This is a genomic window from Prevotella sp. oral taxon 299 str. F0039 (assembly GCF_000163055.2).
GTDB lineage: Bacteria > Bacteroidota > Bacteroidia > Bacteroidales > Bacteroidaceae > Prevotella.
In genome coordinates this window covers 286,930-306,535 of sequence record NC_022124.1, presented here as the reverse complement: position 1 = coordinate 306,535, position 19,606 = coordinate 286,930, and the positions used below count along the sequence as shown (strand labels likewise).

At 38.3% G+C, this 19,606-nt stretch carries 13 protein-coding genes; 4 read left to right on the top strand and 9 right to left on the bottom strand.

Going from position 1 to position 19,606, the window contains the following annotated elements:
- Positions 1-134 precede the first annotated feature (134 nt).
- The 5 genes from HMPREF0669_RS01190 to HMPREF0669_RS01170 all read right to left on the bottom strand — a co-directional run bounded on the left by HMPREF0669_RS01190 (position 135) and on the right by HMPREF0669_RS01170 (position 6,127).
- Positions 135-2,213: a beta-N-acetylhexosaminidase gene (locus HMPREF0669_RS01190; protein ID WP_009228921.1), complete on the bottom strand. Its 2,079-nt coding sequence runs from the start codon at positions 2,211-2,213 to the stop codon at positions 135-137.
- A gap of 15 nt (positions 2,214-2,228) precedes the next feature.
- Positions 2,229-2,906 (bottom strand): leucyl/phenylalanyl-tRNA--protein transferase, encoded by a 678-nt coding sequence (gene aat / locus HMPREF0669_RS01185; protein WP_009228920.1) that lies wholly within the window; start codon positions 2,904-2,906, stop codon positions 2,229-2,231.
- 16 nt (positions 2,907-2,922) lie between these two features.
- Entirely contained in the window at positions 2,923-5,283 is a 2,361-nt protein-coding gene (locus tag HMPREF0669_RS01180) for an AAA family ATPase (protein WP_020967911.1), read from the bottom strand.
- A 127-nt stretch (positions 5,284-5,410) separates the two neighbouring features.
- On the bottom strand, positions 5,411-5,716 hold the full coding sequence (locus HMPREF0669_RS01175; RefSeq protein WP_009228918.1) for an ATP-dependent Clp protease adaptor ClpS: 306 nt from the start codon (positions 5,714-5,716) through the stop codon (positions 5,411-5,413).
- A gap of 93 nt (positions 5,717-5,809) precedes the next feature.
- On the bottom strand, positions 5,810-6,127 hold the full coding sequence (locus tag HMPREF0669_RS01170) for a DUF6722 family protein (protein WP_009228917.1): 318 nt from the start codon (positions 6,125-6,127) through the stop codon (positions 5,810-5,812).
- 643 nt (positions 6,128-6,770) lie between these two features.
- Between HMPREF0669_RS01170 and HMPREF0669_RS01165 the strand changes: the two genes are divergently transcribed.
- From HMPREF0669_RS01165 to HMPREF0669_RS01150, 4 genes are all read left to right on the top strand, one after another.
- Positions 6,771-7,193: a DUF805 domain-containing protein gene (locus HMPREF0669_RS01165; RefSeq protein ID WP_009228916.1), complete on the top strand. Its 423-nt coding sequence runs from the start codon at positions 6,771-6,773 to the stop codon at positions 7,191-7,193.
- Between the two features lie 143 nt (positions 7,194-7,336).
- The gene (locus HMPREF0669_RS01160; protein ID WP_009228915.1) at positions 7,337-7,738 is read left to right on the top strand and encodes an FKBP-type peptidyl-prolyl cis-trans isomerase; all 402 of its coding nucleotides are present in this window, start codon (positions 7,337-7,339) and stop codon (positions 7,736-7,738) included.
- Between the two features lie 170 nt (positions 7,739-7,908).
- Complete coding sequence (locus HMPREF0669_RS01155; protein ID WP_009228914.1) at positions 7,909-8,271, top strand: hypothetical protein; 363 nt, start codon at positions 7,909-7,911, stop codon at positions 8,269-8,271.
- Between the two features lie 505 nt (positions 8,272-8,776).
- Positions 8,777-9,253 carry an outer membrane protein gene (locus HMPREF0669_RS01150; RefSeq protein WP_009228913.1) on the top strand — a complete coding sequence of 159 codons (477 nt, stop codon included), beginning with the start codon at positions 8,777-8,779 and terminating at the stop codon, positions 9,251-9,253.
- A gap of 88 nt (positions 9,254-9,341) precedes the next feature.
- Here HMPREF0669_RS01150 and HMPREF0669_RS01145 read toward each other — a convergent pair whose 3' ends face one another.
- From HMPREF0669_RS01145 to ruvA, 4 genes are all read right to left on the bottom strand, one after another.
- A complete protein-coding gene (locus tag HMPREF0669_RS01145; protein WP_009228912.1) occupies positions 9,342-10,334 on the bottom strand; it encodes a DUF4435 domain-containing protein in 993 nt (330 codons plus the stop codon).
- Between the two features lie 11 nt (positions 10,335-10,345).
- The gene (locus tag HMPREF0669_RS01140; protein ID WP_009228911.1) at positions 10,346-11,161 is read right to left on the bottom strand and encodes an AAA family ATPase; all 816 of its coding nucleotides are present in this window, start codon (positions 11,159-11,161) and stop codon (positions 10,346-10,348) included.
- Positions 11,162-11,331: 170 nt separating this feature from the next.
- The gene (sprA, locus tag HMPREF0669_RS01135) at positions 11,332-18,900 is read right to left on the bottom strand and encodes a cell surface protein SprA (protein WP_044045461.1); all 7,569 of its coding nucleotides are present in this window, start codon (positions 18,898-18,900) and stop codon (positions 11,332-11,334) included.
- Positions 18,897-19,511 carry a Holliday junction branch migration protein RuvA gene (gene ruvA / locus HMPREF0669_RS01130; RefSeq protein WP_009228909.1) on the bottom strand — a complete coding sequence of 205 codons (615 nt, stop codon included), beginning with the start codon at positions 19,509-19,511 and terminating at the stop codon, positions 18,897-18,899. The genes sprA and ruvA overlap by 4 nt, the downstream gene beginning before the upstream one ends.
- Positions 19,512-19,606 lie beyond the last annotated feature (95 nt).

Below are 19,606 nucleotides of genomic sequence, written 5' to 3'. Positions count from 1 at the left end.
TCACACTTCAATTCTAAACAAAGTTTTAAAACATTATATTTCCTAAATAATAGGACATAAAAAAGACTCTCCAGTTGCTAGATTTTGCAAACGGAGAGTCTTTCTTTTTTATCTAAAATGGTGCCTTTAAAAACCTACTTTTTATTGATTATAATTTCATCTGTAAACACCCAGCAGTCTTGTTTAGCCACTTTTGCCACATATTTAATATATCTTGTCTTAGCATTTCCTGTCCATTCATAATTTCTTATGAAATACTTTTCATCGCTAGGAGCAATTGCCTCATCGCTTAAAAGCTGATAGTTCACATTGTCATCCGAAGTATAAATAGTGATATTAGAAGGCATGTGCACCCATGGTTCCAAGAATTGCATAAACTCTGCGCTGATATTTTGAATAGCAGTTTCTTTACCCATATCAATAATTACCTCCATTCTACCTTCACTACTAAAGCCTTGCCAACAACCATCTGTATAGCTCCAAGTGCCTCGTTTACCATCAACTAAGGTCAATTCGCCCACCCCATTATACTTACTTGCAGGCTTTGTTACATAAATCACTTTCTTACCAATAGCCTCATGTTGAATAGGTTCAACCGATTCTACACGTGGTTTATCTGCTTCTTCTACGTTATAAGGATTAAAGTTCTTACTCTTCATATAATAAGTAGAAGCAATCACTCTGTTTTTAAAGTTATCAAATGAAGGTTTGTTGCGTGTCCAACCCGTTTCAGCGATAGCAAGTAAACGAGGATAAGTCATATATTCAAGATGAGAAGGCTCGCTCACGAACTCAGTCCACAAGTTACCTTGAATACCATCAATAAACTCTTCGGTCTTGGTTCCTTTGATATTGTCTGGCACAGGGTCGTATTCATACACCTTATTTAATGGCACATATCCTCCCATTGCTTGTGGTTCGGTAGTTGGATTGTCTTGATAATAATCTAAATAGCAATAGTTTACAGGAGTCATAACAACGTGATGACCCGATTTAGCAGCTCTTAATCCAGCCTCATATCCACGCCACGACATCACAGAAGCATTGGCAGCAAGACCGCCTTCCATAATTTCGTCCCAACCAATAAAGGCTCTTCCTTTGCTATTAAGATATTTTCCCATGCGTGAAATCATATAGCTTTGCAACTCATGGGTAGTTTTTAAGCCTTCGTCCTTCATTCTCTTTTGACATTTAGGACAAGTTTTCCATTGCTCTTGCACCGCTTCGTCGCCACCAATATGAATGTAGTGAGAAGGGAATATCTCTAAAATCTCGTCTAACACCTTTGTTAAAAAGGTGAAAGTAGCCTCGTTTCCTACACAAAGGTCTGCACAAGTATAAGGTTTTCCTGTGCAACCTAATTCAGGATAAGCATAAGTCACCTCTTCACTGTGCCCTGGCATTTCTATTTCGGGCAAAACAACGATGTGCTTTTTCGCCGCATAAGCCACAATATCTCTTAGCTCTTGCTTGGTATAAAAGCCTCCATAAGCCCCAGGTGCATTACTTTCGCAAAACGTTCTCTCGCCACCTATCCACCATTTGTTCCAGTCTGACGATGTACGATAAGCTGTTTTTTGTGTCAATAGTGGGTAGCTATCCACCTGAATACGCCAACCTGCTCCATCAACCATATGTAGATGAAGGCGATTGAGCTTGAAATGTGCCATCATGTCGATTTGCTTTTTGATAAAAGCAGGAGTCCAATAGTGACGTGAGCAGTCTATCATATAGCCACGCCAGTTAAATCTTGGCTCATCAACCACAGCGCAACCTTGTAGCGTATTAGGAGCTTTTTGAAGTCCAACAAGTGTTTGAAGCGCATAAAAAGCGCCTGCCTCAGTAGGCGAAACGATAAAAACCCCGTTCTTATTTACATTTAATTGATATGATTGGAATGTTTTATTAGAAGCTATTTGCTCCACATCACGCTCTGTTCCTGTAACCTTGATGTTGATAACATTACGTTTTTTACCTGCACTTCCTTGTTTCTTCACTTGTGGAAACAATTCTTTCACAGCGTCAGCAATGCGTGTTCGTGCCTCACCTTTAAGGTTTGTGGCAACAACAGTGTTGCTATTCAACACAAACTGCTCGTTATTGGTTTGCAACGATTGTGGTTGTGGCAACACATTATGTGCCTCAATAGGCTTTGCAAGCATTAAAAATGCCCCTAAAAAGATGTGTAATAAAAATTTAAGGTTTACTTTCATATCATTTATGTTTATTTATTCTAAGGGTTCTTCTTCGTCGACATGCGGAACAGAAACGCCCAGTAAATCAATATATTCGTCGTAATCTATATAGCGTCCACCCATTGATTTGAGGTGAGGAGTTTCGAATTGGCAATCTATTATGCTTCCTCCCATCTGCTTAACAAACTTCGCAAGTGCAATAAGAGCTAACTTACTGGCATTGGGAACGAGCGAAAACATACTCTCTCCAAATACATCTCCATCGAGAACTACGCCATATAAGCCCCCAACCAGTTTCTCATCGTCCCACACTTCAACGCTCATTGCAAAGCCTTCTTTATGCAGTTCGGTATAGGCTTTAATGATATCAGGACCTAACCACGCTCCCCTTTCGTTAATTCTCAATTCACTACAATTCCGAATAACATCATCGAAAGCTGTGTTGAGGGTTATTTTATAGCGGTTATCTCTAATCACTTTGCGCATAGAATGAGAGATATGTATCTCATCGGGGAATATAACAAAGCGTTTTAATGGGCAATACCACATTATTTCTGGACGCTCTCTAAATCCATACCACGGGAATATTCCATAGCTATAAGCCAATATTAGGCGATCAATAGACAAGTTACCGCCCACCGCAAACAATCCGTCTGGCTCGCCATAACGTGGATTGGGAAATTCTATTTCTTTATTTAAACGAAATATCATCGCAACTCAAAGCTGTTTATTTAGAGGTTTTTGCGCCTTTTGTAGAAGACTTTTTCACAACAATAGCCAACTCGTTGTTTTCTAATGTCACAGTTGCCAAACCGCCTTTTTGAAGTTTTCCAAACAAAATCTCTCGAGTTAATAAAGGCTTTAGAGCACGAGTTATCACTCTATCGAACTCTCTTGCACCATATTTCTTGGTCATTCCTTTCTTCAAAAGCCATTCTTGAGCCTCTGAATCGAGTTGAAGATCTATTTTCTTTGCCTTTAGTTTCAAAGCCAAAGCTGCCACTTTCTTATGTAAGATGCGCTCTGCCATGGGCTTATCCATATCGTTAAATACCACAATAGACGACAAACGATTGATAAACTCGGGCTTAAACGCTTTCTTCACCTGTGTTAACATGGCTTGACCCGAAGTGACATTGCCTGCAAATCCCACGTTGGCTTGGTGGGCATATTGCGCTCCAATATTACTGGTTAATATCAAAACAACGTTACGAAAGTCGGCTTTATTGCCTTTATTGTCGGTTAATCGTGCATAATCCATAACCTGTAAGAGAATGTTATAGATGTCGCTATGCGCCTTTTCTACCTCATCTAACAACAAAACACAATTGGGAGTCTTACGTATAGCGTCTGTTAATAGTCCGCCATCTTCATACCCTACATATCCAGAAGGGGCACCAATGAGTTTTGCAACGGAATGTTTTTCGGCATATTCGCTCATATCAAAGCGCACCAACTCAACACCCATCTCATGCGCAAGCACCCTTGCCACCTCTGTTTTTCCCACTCCTGTAGGTCCAACAAACAGCAAACTTGCCAGTGGTTTGTCGTCATCTATCAGACCTGCCTTGGCTGTATGCACTGCTTCTACCACCTTTTCAACAGCCTCATCTTGCCCATAAACCATACTTAAAATGCGTTCTTTTAGGTCAATAAGACTATCATTATTATTGTCTTTCAATGCTTTGGCATCTATCTTACACACCTTTGCCATAATTTCGTCTATCAAAGGCTTCGTAACGGCAAGGGGTTTATCGTCTTTCGACATTCCTTTTGCCAGCTTTGCACCTGCCTCATCAAGCAAATCGATGGCTTTATCGGGTAAGAATCTGTTAGAAATGTGCTTATGAGAATTCTCTACTATATATCGAATGATGTCTTTACTATACGACACATTATGATAGTTGGCATAGCCTTTCTTTATTCCTTCGAGAATATCTACAGCCTCTTCAACTGTGGGTTCTTTTATATCTATCTGTTGAAAGCGACGCACCAAGCTCTTGTTCTTTGCCAAATAGCGGTTAAACTCTTCGTAAGTGGTGGCACCAACAATGCGTATTGAGCCTTCTGCAAGATAGGGTTTAAGTATGTTTGAAGCATCTAACGAGCTGTCATCTATCGCTCCTGTACCCACAATTGTATGTATTTCGTCTATATAAAGAATACTATTTTCGTTTTTAGCAATACCCGAAAGTACCTTTTTAAAGCGTTCTTCAAACTCGCCTCTATAATGAGTTCCAGCAATGATATCTGCCATATCAATTTGATACACCTTACTATTTAAAAGGCGAAGGGGCACTTTCTTCTCTTCTATTCGACGCACCAAACCCATGATAAGGGCTGTTTTTCCAACTCCAGGCTCCCCTATATGCAGTGCATTATTCTTGTCTTTGCGACATAAAACCTCTATTGTTCGCTCTAATTCTTCAGTTCTTCCAACTAAAGGATTGCGCTTTTTTACCATATCATTGAGGCACACTACATAGTTTTCCCATTTGTCGTTGGCTTCTTGTTCACGCTCTGCAAAGGAGCTATCCATATCTTCCTCGAAACTACCAGATGCATAAGCATCGTTCTCATCCCAATCTATTGGGTCGCTATCATCATCGTTTTCTTCAAATTGAAGAAAGTGTTGGTGTTTCAGTTTACTATAAAATTCTTGAAGAGAGATATTTAACGACTGGTCGAAAAAATATAAAGCATACGAGTCTTTCAACGACATGAAGTTGCGAAAGAGAACAAGATAAAAATCTATTACATTGCCATTTTCTACCAGTTCTTCTGCCGTTCCAATCAACCACGTCTTTGTTTGCATTGAAATGGCAAGGTGTTCGATATCGATTTTCTTTACTTTTTCGAGCGATTTTAAATATTCTTTGGTTTGAGTTCTTAGGCTTTTCAGGTCGACATATTCTCTTAGTTCGGGATAAATCAACAGCAAATGCTCTACAAACTCCACCACTAAATGCTCTGGAAGCACATATTCGTGTTTCAAAGCAACCGCCTTTTCGGCTCCAATTGCAGCGAGTTTCGATACCCCGAGGTCTACATTTCCTGTAAATAAAACATTCTCTTGTTCAGTTGACATACGCTTATTAGCTTGTTTTTAACACCCACATTCTTTTTAACATCACATCAAACAAAAGGCAACGCACAGTGTTTCATTGTTTAACAGCTGTTCTTTGCCACTTTGTTTTGCAGGCTTTTGCCTTTGTTTACTTGTCTATTAGGCATTTAATAACCAACGGAAAGCCCGAATGAGCTATTATTTCTTTTGCCTGTTCCATCTTTGTTTGAGCCACATCATAGCTATAAACGCCCACAAGGGCACTGCCTTTTTGGTGAATAGTCATCATCAGCTCATAGGCAACGGCTTTGTTTTTATTAAAAACATGCATCAATAAATGAACCACAAAATCCATTGTTGTAACCTCATCGTTATACATCAAGATTTTGTATTTGCGTGGTTCGGATATCTTTTGGTTTATTTTATCTTTTACCTTTTCGTTTACTTTTGCCATAATAGCACTATTCTCTTTATTCAATCAACATGCCTCAAGCATAGAACGCTTCACTTTTCAGACATCAATAGTGGTGTCGTTTATCTTAAAAAACTAATCTACTGTTATTTCGTTGGGCACATGCTCGGTGTAGGTAGCACGTTTTTTGTTGCGTTGTTGGTTTGGCTTGTTACCTTCTGCGTTGTTCTTTTTCTCTCTATTGTTATTTCTCTTTGGCTTATTGTCGAATCGTTTGGGGCGATTATCTTTTTGCAAAGAACAACCTATAACAAACACTACAATGCTTAGTAAGCATAAAACTACTAAACACACTACTGATGTATTGCTAAATCCTGCACATGCTATTATGAGTGAACCTGCTGCAACTAACTTTGCAACATCTATCAACCATTTTCCAAATTCTTTTTTCATTGTTCTATATTTATCTGTTTTTACTATTTTTCCAATATCCTAAAAGAGCATATTGGCTTATCAATTTCATCTTACAACTATTATCTTATGAATTGTTTTTCATCATTTTTCTTTGTCGTCGCATCGAATAAGGGATAATAGTCGTATTGTTTTGCAAATATACATTATTTATTTTATATAATAGTGGTTCGTCTACAATAAAACTCTTTTTCTGTGATTGCTCGACATGGCTAACTTGTTTATTTTTAGAAAGATAGATAACCACAAAGCAAAAGCATCGACTTTATTCACCAAAAGCATTGCTTTTAGAGGGTAATTGCATTGCTTTTAGGTTGCAATATCAATGCTTTTACAACGAGAAAGAAAAGCATTTGATTGTCGATTACACGCAAGTATTGTATAAAATGTGGTTTGATAGCTTTGATAAGATATAGAGTTTTTCTAGAAATAGAATAGGAACAGAAATGTGAAATTAGTAGATTTTCAATTGGATGGTTTTAGTTTTTTTTGTTATTTTTGCGCAATAAATGGTCTTTCTTATAACGAAATGTAGAGGGGTTAACCTTCCTTTGTAAACGATTTATAACAGGATTAAACCATTTAGAACTTAAAAACAATTATTAATTAATAAAAAATCACGATCATGACATTTACAGAATCTATTCAAACCTGTTTCAGAAAGTCGTTCACACTCAAAGGAACTGCATCAAGAAGTGAATATTGGTACTTCGCACTCTTCAATTTTTTAGCTGCATTTGCATTGATTATTTCTTTCTCAATACTCACTGTAGGTACAGGATCTCATAGCGATGGCACAGCAGGTACACTATTTCTTGTAGTCTTAGCCTTATTCTATCTCTGCATATTACCTGCTTCTATATGTGCAACAGTACGCCGATTACACGACATTGGCAAGCCAGGAACTTACTATTTCATTGGCTTGATTCCTTATATAGGTGGGGCTATTCTACTTTATTTCTTAGTTAAACCAACAAAAGAAGATAGCCCTTATAGAGAGGACAAAGTGAACCTACTTGACGAATGGGACAAGGAAGCTGAACTATAATATAACAACCACCTTTTATTTTATCATATAATAAAAGAAGGTTTTGCTTTATATCACTATCAAACAGTAATAAAACAACAAAAAATGTCGTTATTAATGTGAATAATATCTGTTTGATGTGAACAGCGAATACAATTATAACAATGGCAAATAAAAAAGAATATGCAGCTAAAAACCTTGCTTGGCTGGAAGAAAAGAGTAAGGAAGAAGGAGTGAAACCACTTGCAAAAGGCATTTATTATAAGGTAATTAAAAGTGCAGAAAAAAACGATAAGCACCCCACTCCACGCAACATTATCACCGCACATTATTCTGGTTACACCATCAATGGAAAGAAATTCGACAGCAGTAGAGGTGGTGCTCCATTGGCAATGCGGCTGAGTGACTTGATTGAAGGCTGGATTATTGCTCTTGGACACATGTCGGTTGGCGACCGATGGGAGATTTATTTGCCTGCCAACTGTGGCTACGGACGCTTCTCTCAGCCTGGTATTCCGGCTAATTCTACCCTTATTTTCGATATAGAACTATTGGGCATTATGTAGAAAAGCATTATTTTGTTTACTCAATATATTAAAAAGCACATTGCTTTGAAATGAGAACAAAAGTGATATAACTAAAAAATCAAATATAAACAATAATGAGAAAATTTCTTTTAATGGTACTTTTTGCCATCACAAGTAGCCTTGCTTTTGGATAAGAGGTAGGCGGTCAGATGGTATATGGCACCGACTTAGATCAATTAGGGTTAGGCATCAAAAGTAGAACAATGCTCGAAAAACAATTTAGAGGAGCGGCTTCGTTCGACTATCTCTTTGCAAACTACGAAGGTTGGGCATGGAATATCAATACAGATGTGCACTACTTGTTCCCCAAAAGCAGCAAGTTTACCCTCTACCCTCTTGCGGGTTTAACCTTTTATCACACACGCAACTACAGCAAATTGGGTATTAACTTAGGAGGAGGAATCGACTATTCAATTAACAACAACATGAAATTGAACTTCGATCCCAAGTTTCAACTAATTAGACATTATAACCAAATGATTCTAGGTTTTGGTGTATTGTTTAAGATTTAACATCAAGTCTAAAGATAAAGAAAATATCATTCACACGTAAAAGCAGTGTTATTGCCTTATAAAAGCACTGAGTTTACATGCTAAAAGCATTGCTATTGTAACCCAAAAGCAATGCTTTTTTGATATAACCTTATTTATGTTGTTTTTCAATAGAAAAAAACATCACTAAAAAGAGCACTGCGATCTGCTTTCTTTTTCTTATAGTTATAATTAAGATATAAACTATAAATTAGCAATATCAGTATTATAAATATCCAACACAACATGATTATTAGCAACATAAATGTTGCTTCACAAAAAGTATTTATATAAAAAATATAGACAAAAAGTTGTTTATAAGATATAAATATGTATCTTTGCAACGAATTTTGAGGAAATAATGAAGAATTATAATGTAACATTTATAAATTTCTCCTTAATTATTAGCAACAGGATAATATCACAAAATCAATAAAAAATGATATTTTTATATATAAATACTTTTAACCCCTAAAAACAAAAAACAATGAAGAAAATTATTTTCATGGCGTTTTTTGCACTAGTTAGCACTTTTGCAAGCGCACAAGAACTTGGAGTTCACGGTTTATTTAGAACAGATTCTGGTAACTTTGGTCTTGGTGTTCAAGGTCGTTACAACTTCACTAAAGAAATTAGAGGAGCTGCTTCGTTCAACTATTACTTCCAAACAAACAACGTTTCAGGATGGGATCTTAACGCAAATGCACAATATCTTTTCCCTGTAGGTAACGGCTTTACCCTTTATCCACTTGCTGGTTTAACTTATTTACATGCTACTGCACACGTTGACAATTTGCTTGCAGGTGCAAATAACGTAAGCACTGGTAAACTAGGTGTAAACCTTGGTGGTGGAGTTGACTATCAATTAAACGACAAAGTTAAGCTAAATGCTGAACCAAAAATCCAACTTGTTGGTGGTTCTAACGAGCTTGTTCTTAGCGTAGGTGTTGTTTATAGCCTATAATTAAGTAGACAACATAAATAAGTAAACATAAAAAATCCTTAGAACTCATGTTGTTCTAAGGATTTTTCTTTTTATATTACACCTCTATTTATATCTTTAATATTCGCCTCACATCATCGTTTATCCTTTGATAAATATCGCTTTGCATAAATCCTGTATTTCTTTTTAAAAGCAGTTGCACATCTTCTACACTATGTTTGTAGCCCGACAGCTCGTTATTGTATTGTACATCGTGCACAGCTCGACGCATAATCTCTCGTTCTCGCTCAGTTCTTAACTCAGCGCACACCTGCTTTAGCAAAGGCAAAACAATATTATCAAAAAGGAAATGCCCTTGTATATATAAGTAGGTGTTGTCTTTATTAACGCCTAACCGATGCAATTGTTCTTTTAATTCCTCATATTCTTTTAGCGCATGGGGCAGATGTTGTTGTAAACTCTCCACCTTTTTATTCACTCTAAGCTCTACTTGTTCGAGGCTCTTCGATACATTTCGCAAATCAATAGAGCCCAAATCAATAATCGAAAGTAGGTCGCTCATCGAAAAGTCTTTATACTTTAACTTTCTATAATGCCATATATTCCACACAAACAGAGGATAAATAATTCTTGAATAGCTTTCTAAAAACTGCTCGAAATTAAATGAATTGCGATCGTTGAGGGTTGCCATTACACACAAACGATGCAACGATGGGGCATAACATTGTAGGTTTTCGATGGCATAAGCATAGGTGTGCAACACAAAAGCATTGTTAACCACTGTGCGAGAAGTGGGAGTTACACCTTGAAGAAGATAGTCGTAGTCGGCATCTACACACGCAATCATGTGTTCACCCATATTCTCTTGTAATAAATTTGCCAAGACTTGCTTTTTACCTTTGGTTAAATTCTGATGCGAAGGCAACATCACTTCAAAATAACGCTTATCGTTTTCATAAGCATCGAGAATGTTTCTCCAAAAAGAAACATCATCATAACTCTCTACATAAGCCACAATTCGTTCCCTATGTGTCTTGCCTTTCAAAGCATTTAGCGCATTGAAATAGTTGCTATTGATATTGTTTAGAAGGGTTCTAGCCATGCTTCAAAGGGTTATTTCACGATATCGTTCACCTCGGTTACACAATCAATCCAACCATTCATGATAACTGCTGGAGAGTGTGTAGAAAGAATTATTTGCACATTGGGATTGAGTTGCAAAATGAGTTGAATGAGTTGTTGTTGCCAATCTACATGCAAACTGGCTTCAGGCTCGTCCATAAGAAGAATAAAAGACTTGTTGTTCTCTACCAAAACGGTGAGCAAAATAATCAAAATTTGCTTTTCTCCACTCGACAAGCAATGCACATCTAACTGACGATTACCCATCTTAAAGAGTACTTCATTTGCGGTTCTAATAATGGTTTTGCCTGTGTCGGCAAACAATTTGTCGATGATATTTTGGAAAAGTGTTTTAGGTTGTGCCAGCTGTTGCGCCTCTTCTGTGGCTGTTGCAGAACCACTTTGCAACACTTCTATCATCTTATTGCCTATATTTACCTGATAGTTGAGATATTGTCTTTGTAGCTCATAAAGCTGTTTATCAAGCTCACTCACCCACAATCCCGTGTTACGCAACAGCTCATCTGCATGCGGAAGAGGTTTATCGAACGACCTTATTACACCAAAACGAATGGTATTTGCATCGTTCGGAACAACCTTTAGGCTTACACCTTGATGTTGCAGAGCACCTGTTTTATTAAAGTTTAGAATGCACTTAATAAGCTTATTTAGAATGGTTGTTTTGCCAACACCATTTATTCCACTTAATATATTCACACGTTCGTTAAGGTCCCACACAATATGTTTATTGTTATCCCATAACGAATCGATTTCTATTTGAGTAATATAGTTTACTGGTGTCATCATTGTTCTATGTTTAGAAGATTAAAAGTATATAGCTGTCGTGTTACAAATATAACAAGAAATAAATAAATGATGCCTTTTATGACATTCATTTTCAATCATATTGCATTTTATTGAAAGACTTTCTTCTTTATAAAAAACAAATCATTACCTGCCATCTACACAGGAAGATGTTAGCGAGTGAGCGAGAATTTCATGCTCAAACCAAAGTCTTGTGTGGTAGTTGGATAGCTATTGTTAGACAAAAGCGGAACATTGGTTTGTCGATCGTAGTAGAAACTCATTGTAATGAGGCGTGAGAAGGTGTAATCTGCCATGAAACTGAGTTTGAAAGCGGTGTTACCCATGCTCGCATTACTTGTCTTTGACATGATATCTCTACTGATTGCAGCTTGCTTTCGATAGCTAACATCCAATCGAAGGTTGAGGTTATTGTTTACACCCGATGTGGTTTTAGAACCTGAGTTATTTGCATTTGCAGTGTTTTTGCTCTTTGATTTAGTCTTTTTTCGTATGGGTGCGCCCCATCCAAAGGGCTTAAAATCGTTGATACGATAACCTATTCCCAAAACCCAGTCGTTACTTGTTGCCTCGTTAATCTGCACACTTGTGGTGCTTAGACTTAGTACTCGGGTAGTACGATACTCTAAACGAGTTGTTAAGTTGTTGTTAAATGTAACATCAACACCCAGCAATGGCGAGAACGACTCATTGATACTCACCATCGATACGTTATATCTACTACTTGGAACAGGCGCATTTGTGGTGGCATCTGTAATGAAACCGAGTCCGTTCATGTATTCTTGATAAGTACTAAACGAGCTGTATGAGCCAATAGCAAACAAGCTTTTATAGCTGTGATTGATGTTAACACTCTTGAAAACATCTCTAAACCAAGGCAATTGAGATAAGCCACTGTAACGCAATGTCCAGTTGGGTAACAACTGAGAAAGCGTTGGGAATATCTTTAGAGAGCCTCTTCCGCTACTTGTATAGCTTGAAAGAAAGGCTGGAATAAGCACATCTGAGCTGTATTTGTTCACACTTCCGTTGGTAGGATTAAAGGTTTGACCTGCATATATCGTTCCACTTGGGTAGATACTGCCCACATATTGCGCCTCTACTTTATCACGGAAGGCATCTAAAGAGTTACAGAATCGATCGAAAGAAGCACTATAATAGCCATTTGAAGCGTTTCCACTACCGCCGAATGCCGACTTAATAGCAAGCGTTGTCATGGTGAATGAGCCGCTTTCTGTTGTGGGTCTGCCTGCATACATGTATTGAATATTCTTCGTTTTGTTGGTCAATCGAGTTGCATGTAAATCTATCTTTAAATTCTTTATAGGCTCTAATGTGGCTCTAATTTGTAGGTCTTCGGTACTATTGGTGGTGGCAGGTGTTGCTATTGAATCATTCACTACCAACCAATTGTTACGTAATGCCTTATCAATATATGAGTCGTCGATGGCTCCAAAGGCGAAATCAAGACCTGGAGACATTACTCCTATATTGCGAGTTTGCCCAAATGCAGCTCCAATTGTAGGACGGAAACCTGGCAATGCCATTCCATATTGACTGCGATAGCTTATATTTACATTGCGAACCATCATCAACAAACGAGCTAAGCTTTGTGTTGTTTTATACCAATCCTTATTATCTAAAGGTTCTTTTGGTGTGATGGTGATCTTCAACTTTTGCGCACTATCTACCTTATTGGTGATCTTTAAGCCATTAGAGCCTATCTTTCTATACTTCAACTTAAATAGCTTTCCGTTCTCAGTACGTGCTACTACCATCAAACGCTTGGTGTTTTTGCTGTGCACTACTTGTATGGTTGTGTCGGGAAGCAATGTTATTTCTTGCTCAAAACTACGTTGATTCTTAGGAAGATTGCGTTTCAGTTCTTCTATTTTCGCATCTTTTTTATCTTTAACAAGCTTCTTATCGTCAATCTTTTTCTTTCTTTCTACAGAGCGATTTGCCATCTTATTGAATCGATCATTTGCCTTTTTCAAGAACGGAATGTTATTATATAGACGCTCCATGTTAAAGGTTCCATTGATATTTAGCACCCTTGTGTTAACAATTGTGTTACCAAGAAAAGCCCCATTTGTGGTCTCACTACCTCTTGTCCAATTGTAAGTGGCATTGTAACTAATATCACTATTGATCCAATTAAATGCAGGAATAAGATTAAGAGGAAGCTGATAAGAAAGTGTTAATGACTGATTGTAACTCAAAGGCTTTCCAAATTTCTTGATACTTGTCCACACTGAGTCCTTCCAAGCATGGTAACGATCTGGATAAAGATCCTTATTCACTGGTGTGTAGGGCTCTTCAATCTCCGAATTGGTAGCACTTTGGAAATTAAAATGAATATTTTGCGTTAAATCCCAACGTAATGTAAAATCTCTATTCCATAAGAATTGGCGATTAAAAGTGAGCGGTAGCCCTGTAGAAGATAAGGTTTCCATCTCTCTTTCTTGCAATTCATAGTAGTTTCTAACCATCTCTGAGCCAAAAGAAACACTCTGTGGCAACCAATTTAAGCCAAATCTGCGAAACAAGTCGAGCCACTTTGAACGATTCTTGATATTCTTAAATGGTTCAAAAGGCTTATAAACAGGAGTCCAATTATAGTTCATTGAACCTCGCCAGTTATCTTCTTTCTCATAAACTGTAGTGTGTCCTGTTGTATTTCTATGTGAATGACTATACGAAAAGGTGAAGTTTGCAGGGTCATAAGGCATTGGATGGCGTTGATTTTGAATGCCTACACGCACATTAGACAATGAGAAATTGGTGTTAACTGTCTTCGTTACTGCAATACTTTCAATCGAATCACGCTCTACTTTATTCTTAGTTGATTCTAAACTCTCATTTAATAGAAGATCAGTATCAAGCGGATTGTACTTAGGACGGGTCTCTTCATGTGTAACAGAGTAGTAAAGAGGAGCCGAAACCTTTGCTTTTTCAGGGAAGAACTTACCTAACTCTACGCTAGTTGTAATGCTATAGTTCTTTGAATTGTCTTTTGCTCGCTGATTAACACCTTCTTCTAGCCCTCCAAATCCTTCAGAAACATAACGTCCTTGCATATTAACTGTACCTAAATCAGATAACTGTAGGTTCAAATTTCCTTGTGCAGCCCAACCTCCATTGTTGTTATAATCACGCAAACGAAGCTCATTTACCCACACTTCTCCACTCTTAACGGCTCCCGCTTTGTTACGAACTCCGATAATAAGGGTCTTCACTTCGCCCAAAGAAGGGTTACCCATGATAGTGAGTTTGTTGTTAGGTTTACCGCTATCGTATGTTGAATAGGGTTGATTATACGATGCTCTGCCCTCTGATTTGGCAATATTACGCTCTTTTTTCAGGTTGGTTAAGGCAGATAAGGATATATCTAGCATGTTTTCTTCTGGCCAAACAATACGTGAATCGTTGGTAGAATTACTGCTATATTTGCCCTTTGGAGTGAGTTTCAAAGGAATTTCATATTCATAGTAGTTGCTTTTATAGTCGCTTCCTAAGCGTACAAACAATGCAAGTTGATTGTCTTCGAGCGAAGTTACATTGTTTTCAAAAGCATTAGCATGCGCAAATAGCTGCAAACGATTATATTGTCGAACATCAACAAATACGTTTTTATAAACAGCTTTCGATTCATTGGGACTCAAATTGTTTACTACAATATCCAAAGCTTGCTCATTGTTCTCTACCAATTGTGGTTGAGTTGGGTCTTGTCCACGGCGTATTCCTGGTGGAAGAATATAGTTTACAGGCTCTTTATCATTGTTTTCTTCGATGCTAACAGCACTTACATTCATTCTACCAGAACCCGCAACGTTATCTAAGTTCTGCTCATACACTCTCCAATCTCCACGCACAAGGTTGAGATTTCCCATGCGAATAACGATAGGTTTCTTGAAATTGGTGAGAAACATACGCATAAATCGAATACTAGTGAAATCGTTTATTCCGCCAACTCGACGTTCAAACTCACGCACTGGAATACGGAATTGATACCAAGTAACATGCTCTTCTTGTCCATTTTGGAGCTTTGGCGATGCTTCTCGCTTGTCTACGATGAAGTTTCGACCCACAATCATGTCCGAAGGACGCAAAGATATGCGGTATTGGTAATACTTTTCATACTCATTCAAGGTGTAGTCTTGATTGATATCCTCAACGTCTGGAGTCGTTTTGTATGAAGTGTCATAGCTTTCATTGCGTGAATCAGAGTCTGGAGAGTTTCCTTGTGGGTTATTAATGCGCTTATATCGATACAAAATAGGAGCCTGAATACGATCAAAATCCGATCCTCTGAAATAGTGATAATTATCGTTTGCAGGGTCGTTTTGTATAGAATCTAACACAGCAGGTGTGACAATAGAACGCACCCCGTTAAGGAATGATTGGTAAGAAGAGAACGATTGCTCCTCTTTATCAGTCAAACCATTGTATCCAACGTCTTGAAGTGCTCTCGAACCACTGCTTGTTGCGAATGCATAAGTTGTGGTTGCTTGGTTCGGAATCTTTCCCCATTGAGTTGTTGTAAAGCTATTTGAGCCATCAACAGGCATACCGCTTTCATAGAATTTCTTACCATCTCGTAAGATATCTTCGCTTATTTCACCCAGGTTGATATAGAAGTCACCACCATAATCTGACGCATTTGCCTGCTTATTGCTATACAAGAAGGGGTCAAGCATCCAAAATTCGACATATTCAATGTTTGCAGTTTCAAAGTCACTGGTATCTAATCGACGCATCATACCAGCCCAACGACGTTCAGGTTGTTTTAGAGTTCCGTCGCTATTGAGGTCGGTAGTAAAGTTATAAGGACCACGTTCGCTAGGATAATAAGCGATGTTTAGAATGGGTAAAGTAGACAATGAGCCGCTATAACTATTCTGATTGCGATTAGGGAACAATTCTCTTGCATACACCTCACGCACATAATGGTTTGAAAGCTGATTCAAATCGCCTTTGATATGTGATGGAGTTAGCGAACTACTACGACGAGTAAAGAGCGGATCGATGTTATACCATGCCATTAAAGAGCGGTTATAACCACTCGCAAGAGTTGTTCTATCTGCCTGTTCGGGTAGAGTTGAGGGCACAGAAGATATCACCCAAGACGATGGAGAGCTAATATCTATAGTGCTTTTTGTATTTTCAAAATCATCAAGATACGAGGCATTGTCTTGTGTATTGTGGCTTTGTCCTGCTATTAAGTGGGCAAATTCGCCTTTAAAAGAGATATAAGAAGGTTGTGTAAGACGTACAAAAGGCAATTTATCGAGCATATTTGTAAGCCATTGACTTTCCTTTTTCCAAGTGACATTCACACCCCATAAAGTGTTATTTAAAGGCTCTGATCCCATATTTACTTTGGTTGTAAGAGCTTGTTCTGATAGATGTTGTAGCGTTCCGCTTAGTTGAAAGTCTTTAGAGAAGTTGTATTCCCAATTCAAACCAAACATCGTTTTGCGCTGTTGAGCAAAGTCTGTGTTGCTTTCTAACGACACATTTACAGCTGTTCCAGCGTCTATAATACTTTGATTTAATATCGTTACTTCTCCAGAATTATAGTCAACGCTATAATCTGTGCCTTCTCTTAGGGTAACACCGCCTGCAGTTACCACCACAGAACCTTGTGGTACGTTGAATGCTCCCAAACTAATTACGTTTGCATTAGTGCCTCGATATTGTCCCATAAGCATAAACTTATCTTTCTCGGCTATTTGTTTTGCAACCGTTTTAGTTGAGTCATACAACTCAGTAAAGGCGTATTTCTGAGCCTTTGCCGCACTAACTCCCTTTGCAACAAGATACTTATACAAATAATCTCCAAAAGGTTCGGTAACGGGGAAGAACACTCTTCCGTTGTTAACCGTAAATCCTTCTACGAAATCGAAGTAGCCATTGGGGTGCGGACGATTGTTATTATCCAATCGATCTGCGCCTAATAAGCGGATAAGAGGAGTGCTTTTAACCTGCTGTTCAGGAATATATGTAAGATAAACACCAGTGGTGTCGCTTTGATATTTCACGTCTAACTTGAACTTATCACGCTCGATGCTCGATGCTATGGCATAAACGTTTTTCATCATCAAACGCCAGTTTCCTTGCGAAGGGTTATTGTCTGTGTTCTTCAAAGACTTCACAAACAAAGCTTTACTCGTATCTGTTGTAACGTCACTTGCGAACTCTCCCACCTGATAAGTAACGCCTCCGTAGGTGTATTCGTATGCAACTGCCAACACTTGGTCGGTAGTTAAATTGGTTTTCAATGAGATATAGCCCAAAGCAGTATTCACTTCATACTCGCTCGAGGTTAGTAATCGTGCGCTTTCAAGCTTTTCATAGTCGTTACCTGCAATGAAATTAGGAATACCTTCTAACACTGTTGTGGTTTGATTGATGTCTCTTGCCGCTGAATAAGTAGACACCATAGCTCCATATTCGGTGTTAGCATTGTTCGAAGGCACTGCCATTGCAGTGGTGGTCCATATACTATTGCTCACACTTTGGTTCTCTCCAAGGTCGGTAAGGGCAATAATATCACGGGTGTTGTTGGTGTTTCCTTGTCTGTTTGTTACCCAAACCTCTACTCTATTGATTTTTATTCCTGTTAAAAGGTTAGGCAACGAGCGCATACCCTCGTCGTATTTGTCGTGGAAATACTTTGAAAGAAAGAAGTGTTTATTTTCTTCATAATTGGCAGCATCTATCTCAAAGGGAGTTAATTGCACCCCTCCTCTCGACGAAACGCTTTTAGTTGTCGACTTCTTTTGCGACGCAACCATCTGAAGTTTAAGCTTTCCGAATTGCATGTCGGTGCGAATACCAAACAAAGAACTTGCTCCTTTTATCAAAGAAGAATTGGCTGGGAACGACACATTACCTGCTTCTACCAACTTAATGATTTCATCTTCCTTACCATCATACTTGAGTTTGAGGTTCTGAGCATCGAAATCAAAGGTAGCATCGGTATTGTAATTGAGGTTAAGATTGACCTTATCGCCCACCTTTCCGTTAACACTTAGATTGATTTTTTCTTCAAAATCGAACTTAGTTGTTTTTCTATTACGAATGGGCAACGATGGGTTTTCGATGTTTTTAACGGTTGCTCCAAACTTCACTTCAGTAGAACCCTGTGTTTTTATCACCACTCCTCCAGGACCAAAGATCTTCTCTGCAGGACCAAGATCAAAGTGCATGTTGGTGAAATCGAACTTTTCTTTACCCTTTTGTTGGTAAATTTCGTCGTTTTTCTTACGGAAAAAGTCCGCCATTACTTTCTTTTCGCTCCATTTCATATACTCGTCACTACCCATCATGATTGGAGCTGTTATATAAGATCCGCCCATCTTTGCACCGATAATATAGCGACCGATAGTGTCGTTGTATGTAATAGTGGGCTTAACATTGGCTGGAACGTTCAAATCCATTGCGTTTTTAGACAAGTCTTGTTCGCTTAATGGAGTTGTTTTCTGTATTTTCCAACGAGAATGAAGTAGCGAATCTGGTATGGTATCATCGTTTGCAATAATGGGTTGCGCCTTGATCGCATTGGGTTTCGGCAACTTTGGGGTTGTTGTTTCAGTCTTTTTCTGTGGCTTTTTTGTGTGTGGTCGTTGAGCTAAAGGCATAGATACAGCATAAGCAGCTATACTCAAAACAAGCATAGCTACAACTGTTATCGAAGAATACCTTAGTTTTCTCATTTAATTTGTTTAAGAGCTAGCTTAACAACTTGCTCTACTGGCAATGTAGGTTCGTTCTTTAATATCTCTGAAACCACTTTAGCTGAAGGTGCAGGAGAGAATCCTAACATCGTTAAAGCACCCACAGCTTCGTCTTTCACGGCTGAATCTATGGTTGCATTCGAGTCGTTTCCTACCTTAAACTCGGTAGCAATACCGCTCGATAATATCTTATCTTTCAAGTCAACAATAATGCGCTGCGCTGTTTTTAAGCCAATACCTTTCACGCTTTTCAACATTCTTTCGTCGCCACTAGCTATCACGTTGCACAATTCGGCAGGCGAGATAGACGACAAAATCATGCGAGCAGTATTGGCACCAACGCCCGAAACGGTGATAAGAAGACGATAAAGCTCTCGTTCTTGCTTTGTTGCAAAGCCATAAAGGGTGTAAGAATCGTCTCTACCCCCTGTAACTAAAGCCTCGTGAACATAAAGTTTTACTTCTTCTTTACCTTGTATTGCGCTATATGTTGTTAACGAAATATTTAAAGCATAGCCCACACCTGCAGTCTCAATAACGGCTAAAGCGGGTGTAATCTCTGCTAAATCTCCTTTGATATATTCGATCATAAAACTCAGAAAAAATGTATATACACTAGCTATAACGTGCTTTTTCGGGCTTTATTGCATATTAATATGGTGTAAATCGAAGTTTTATGCCTTAT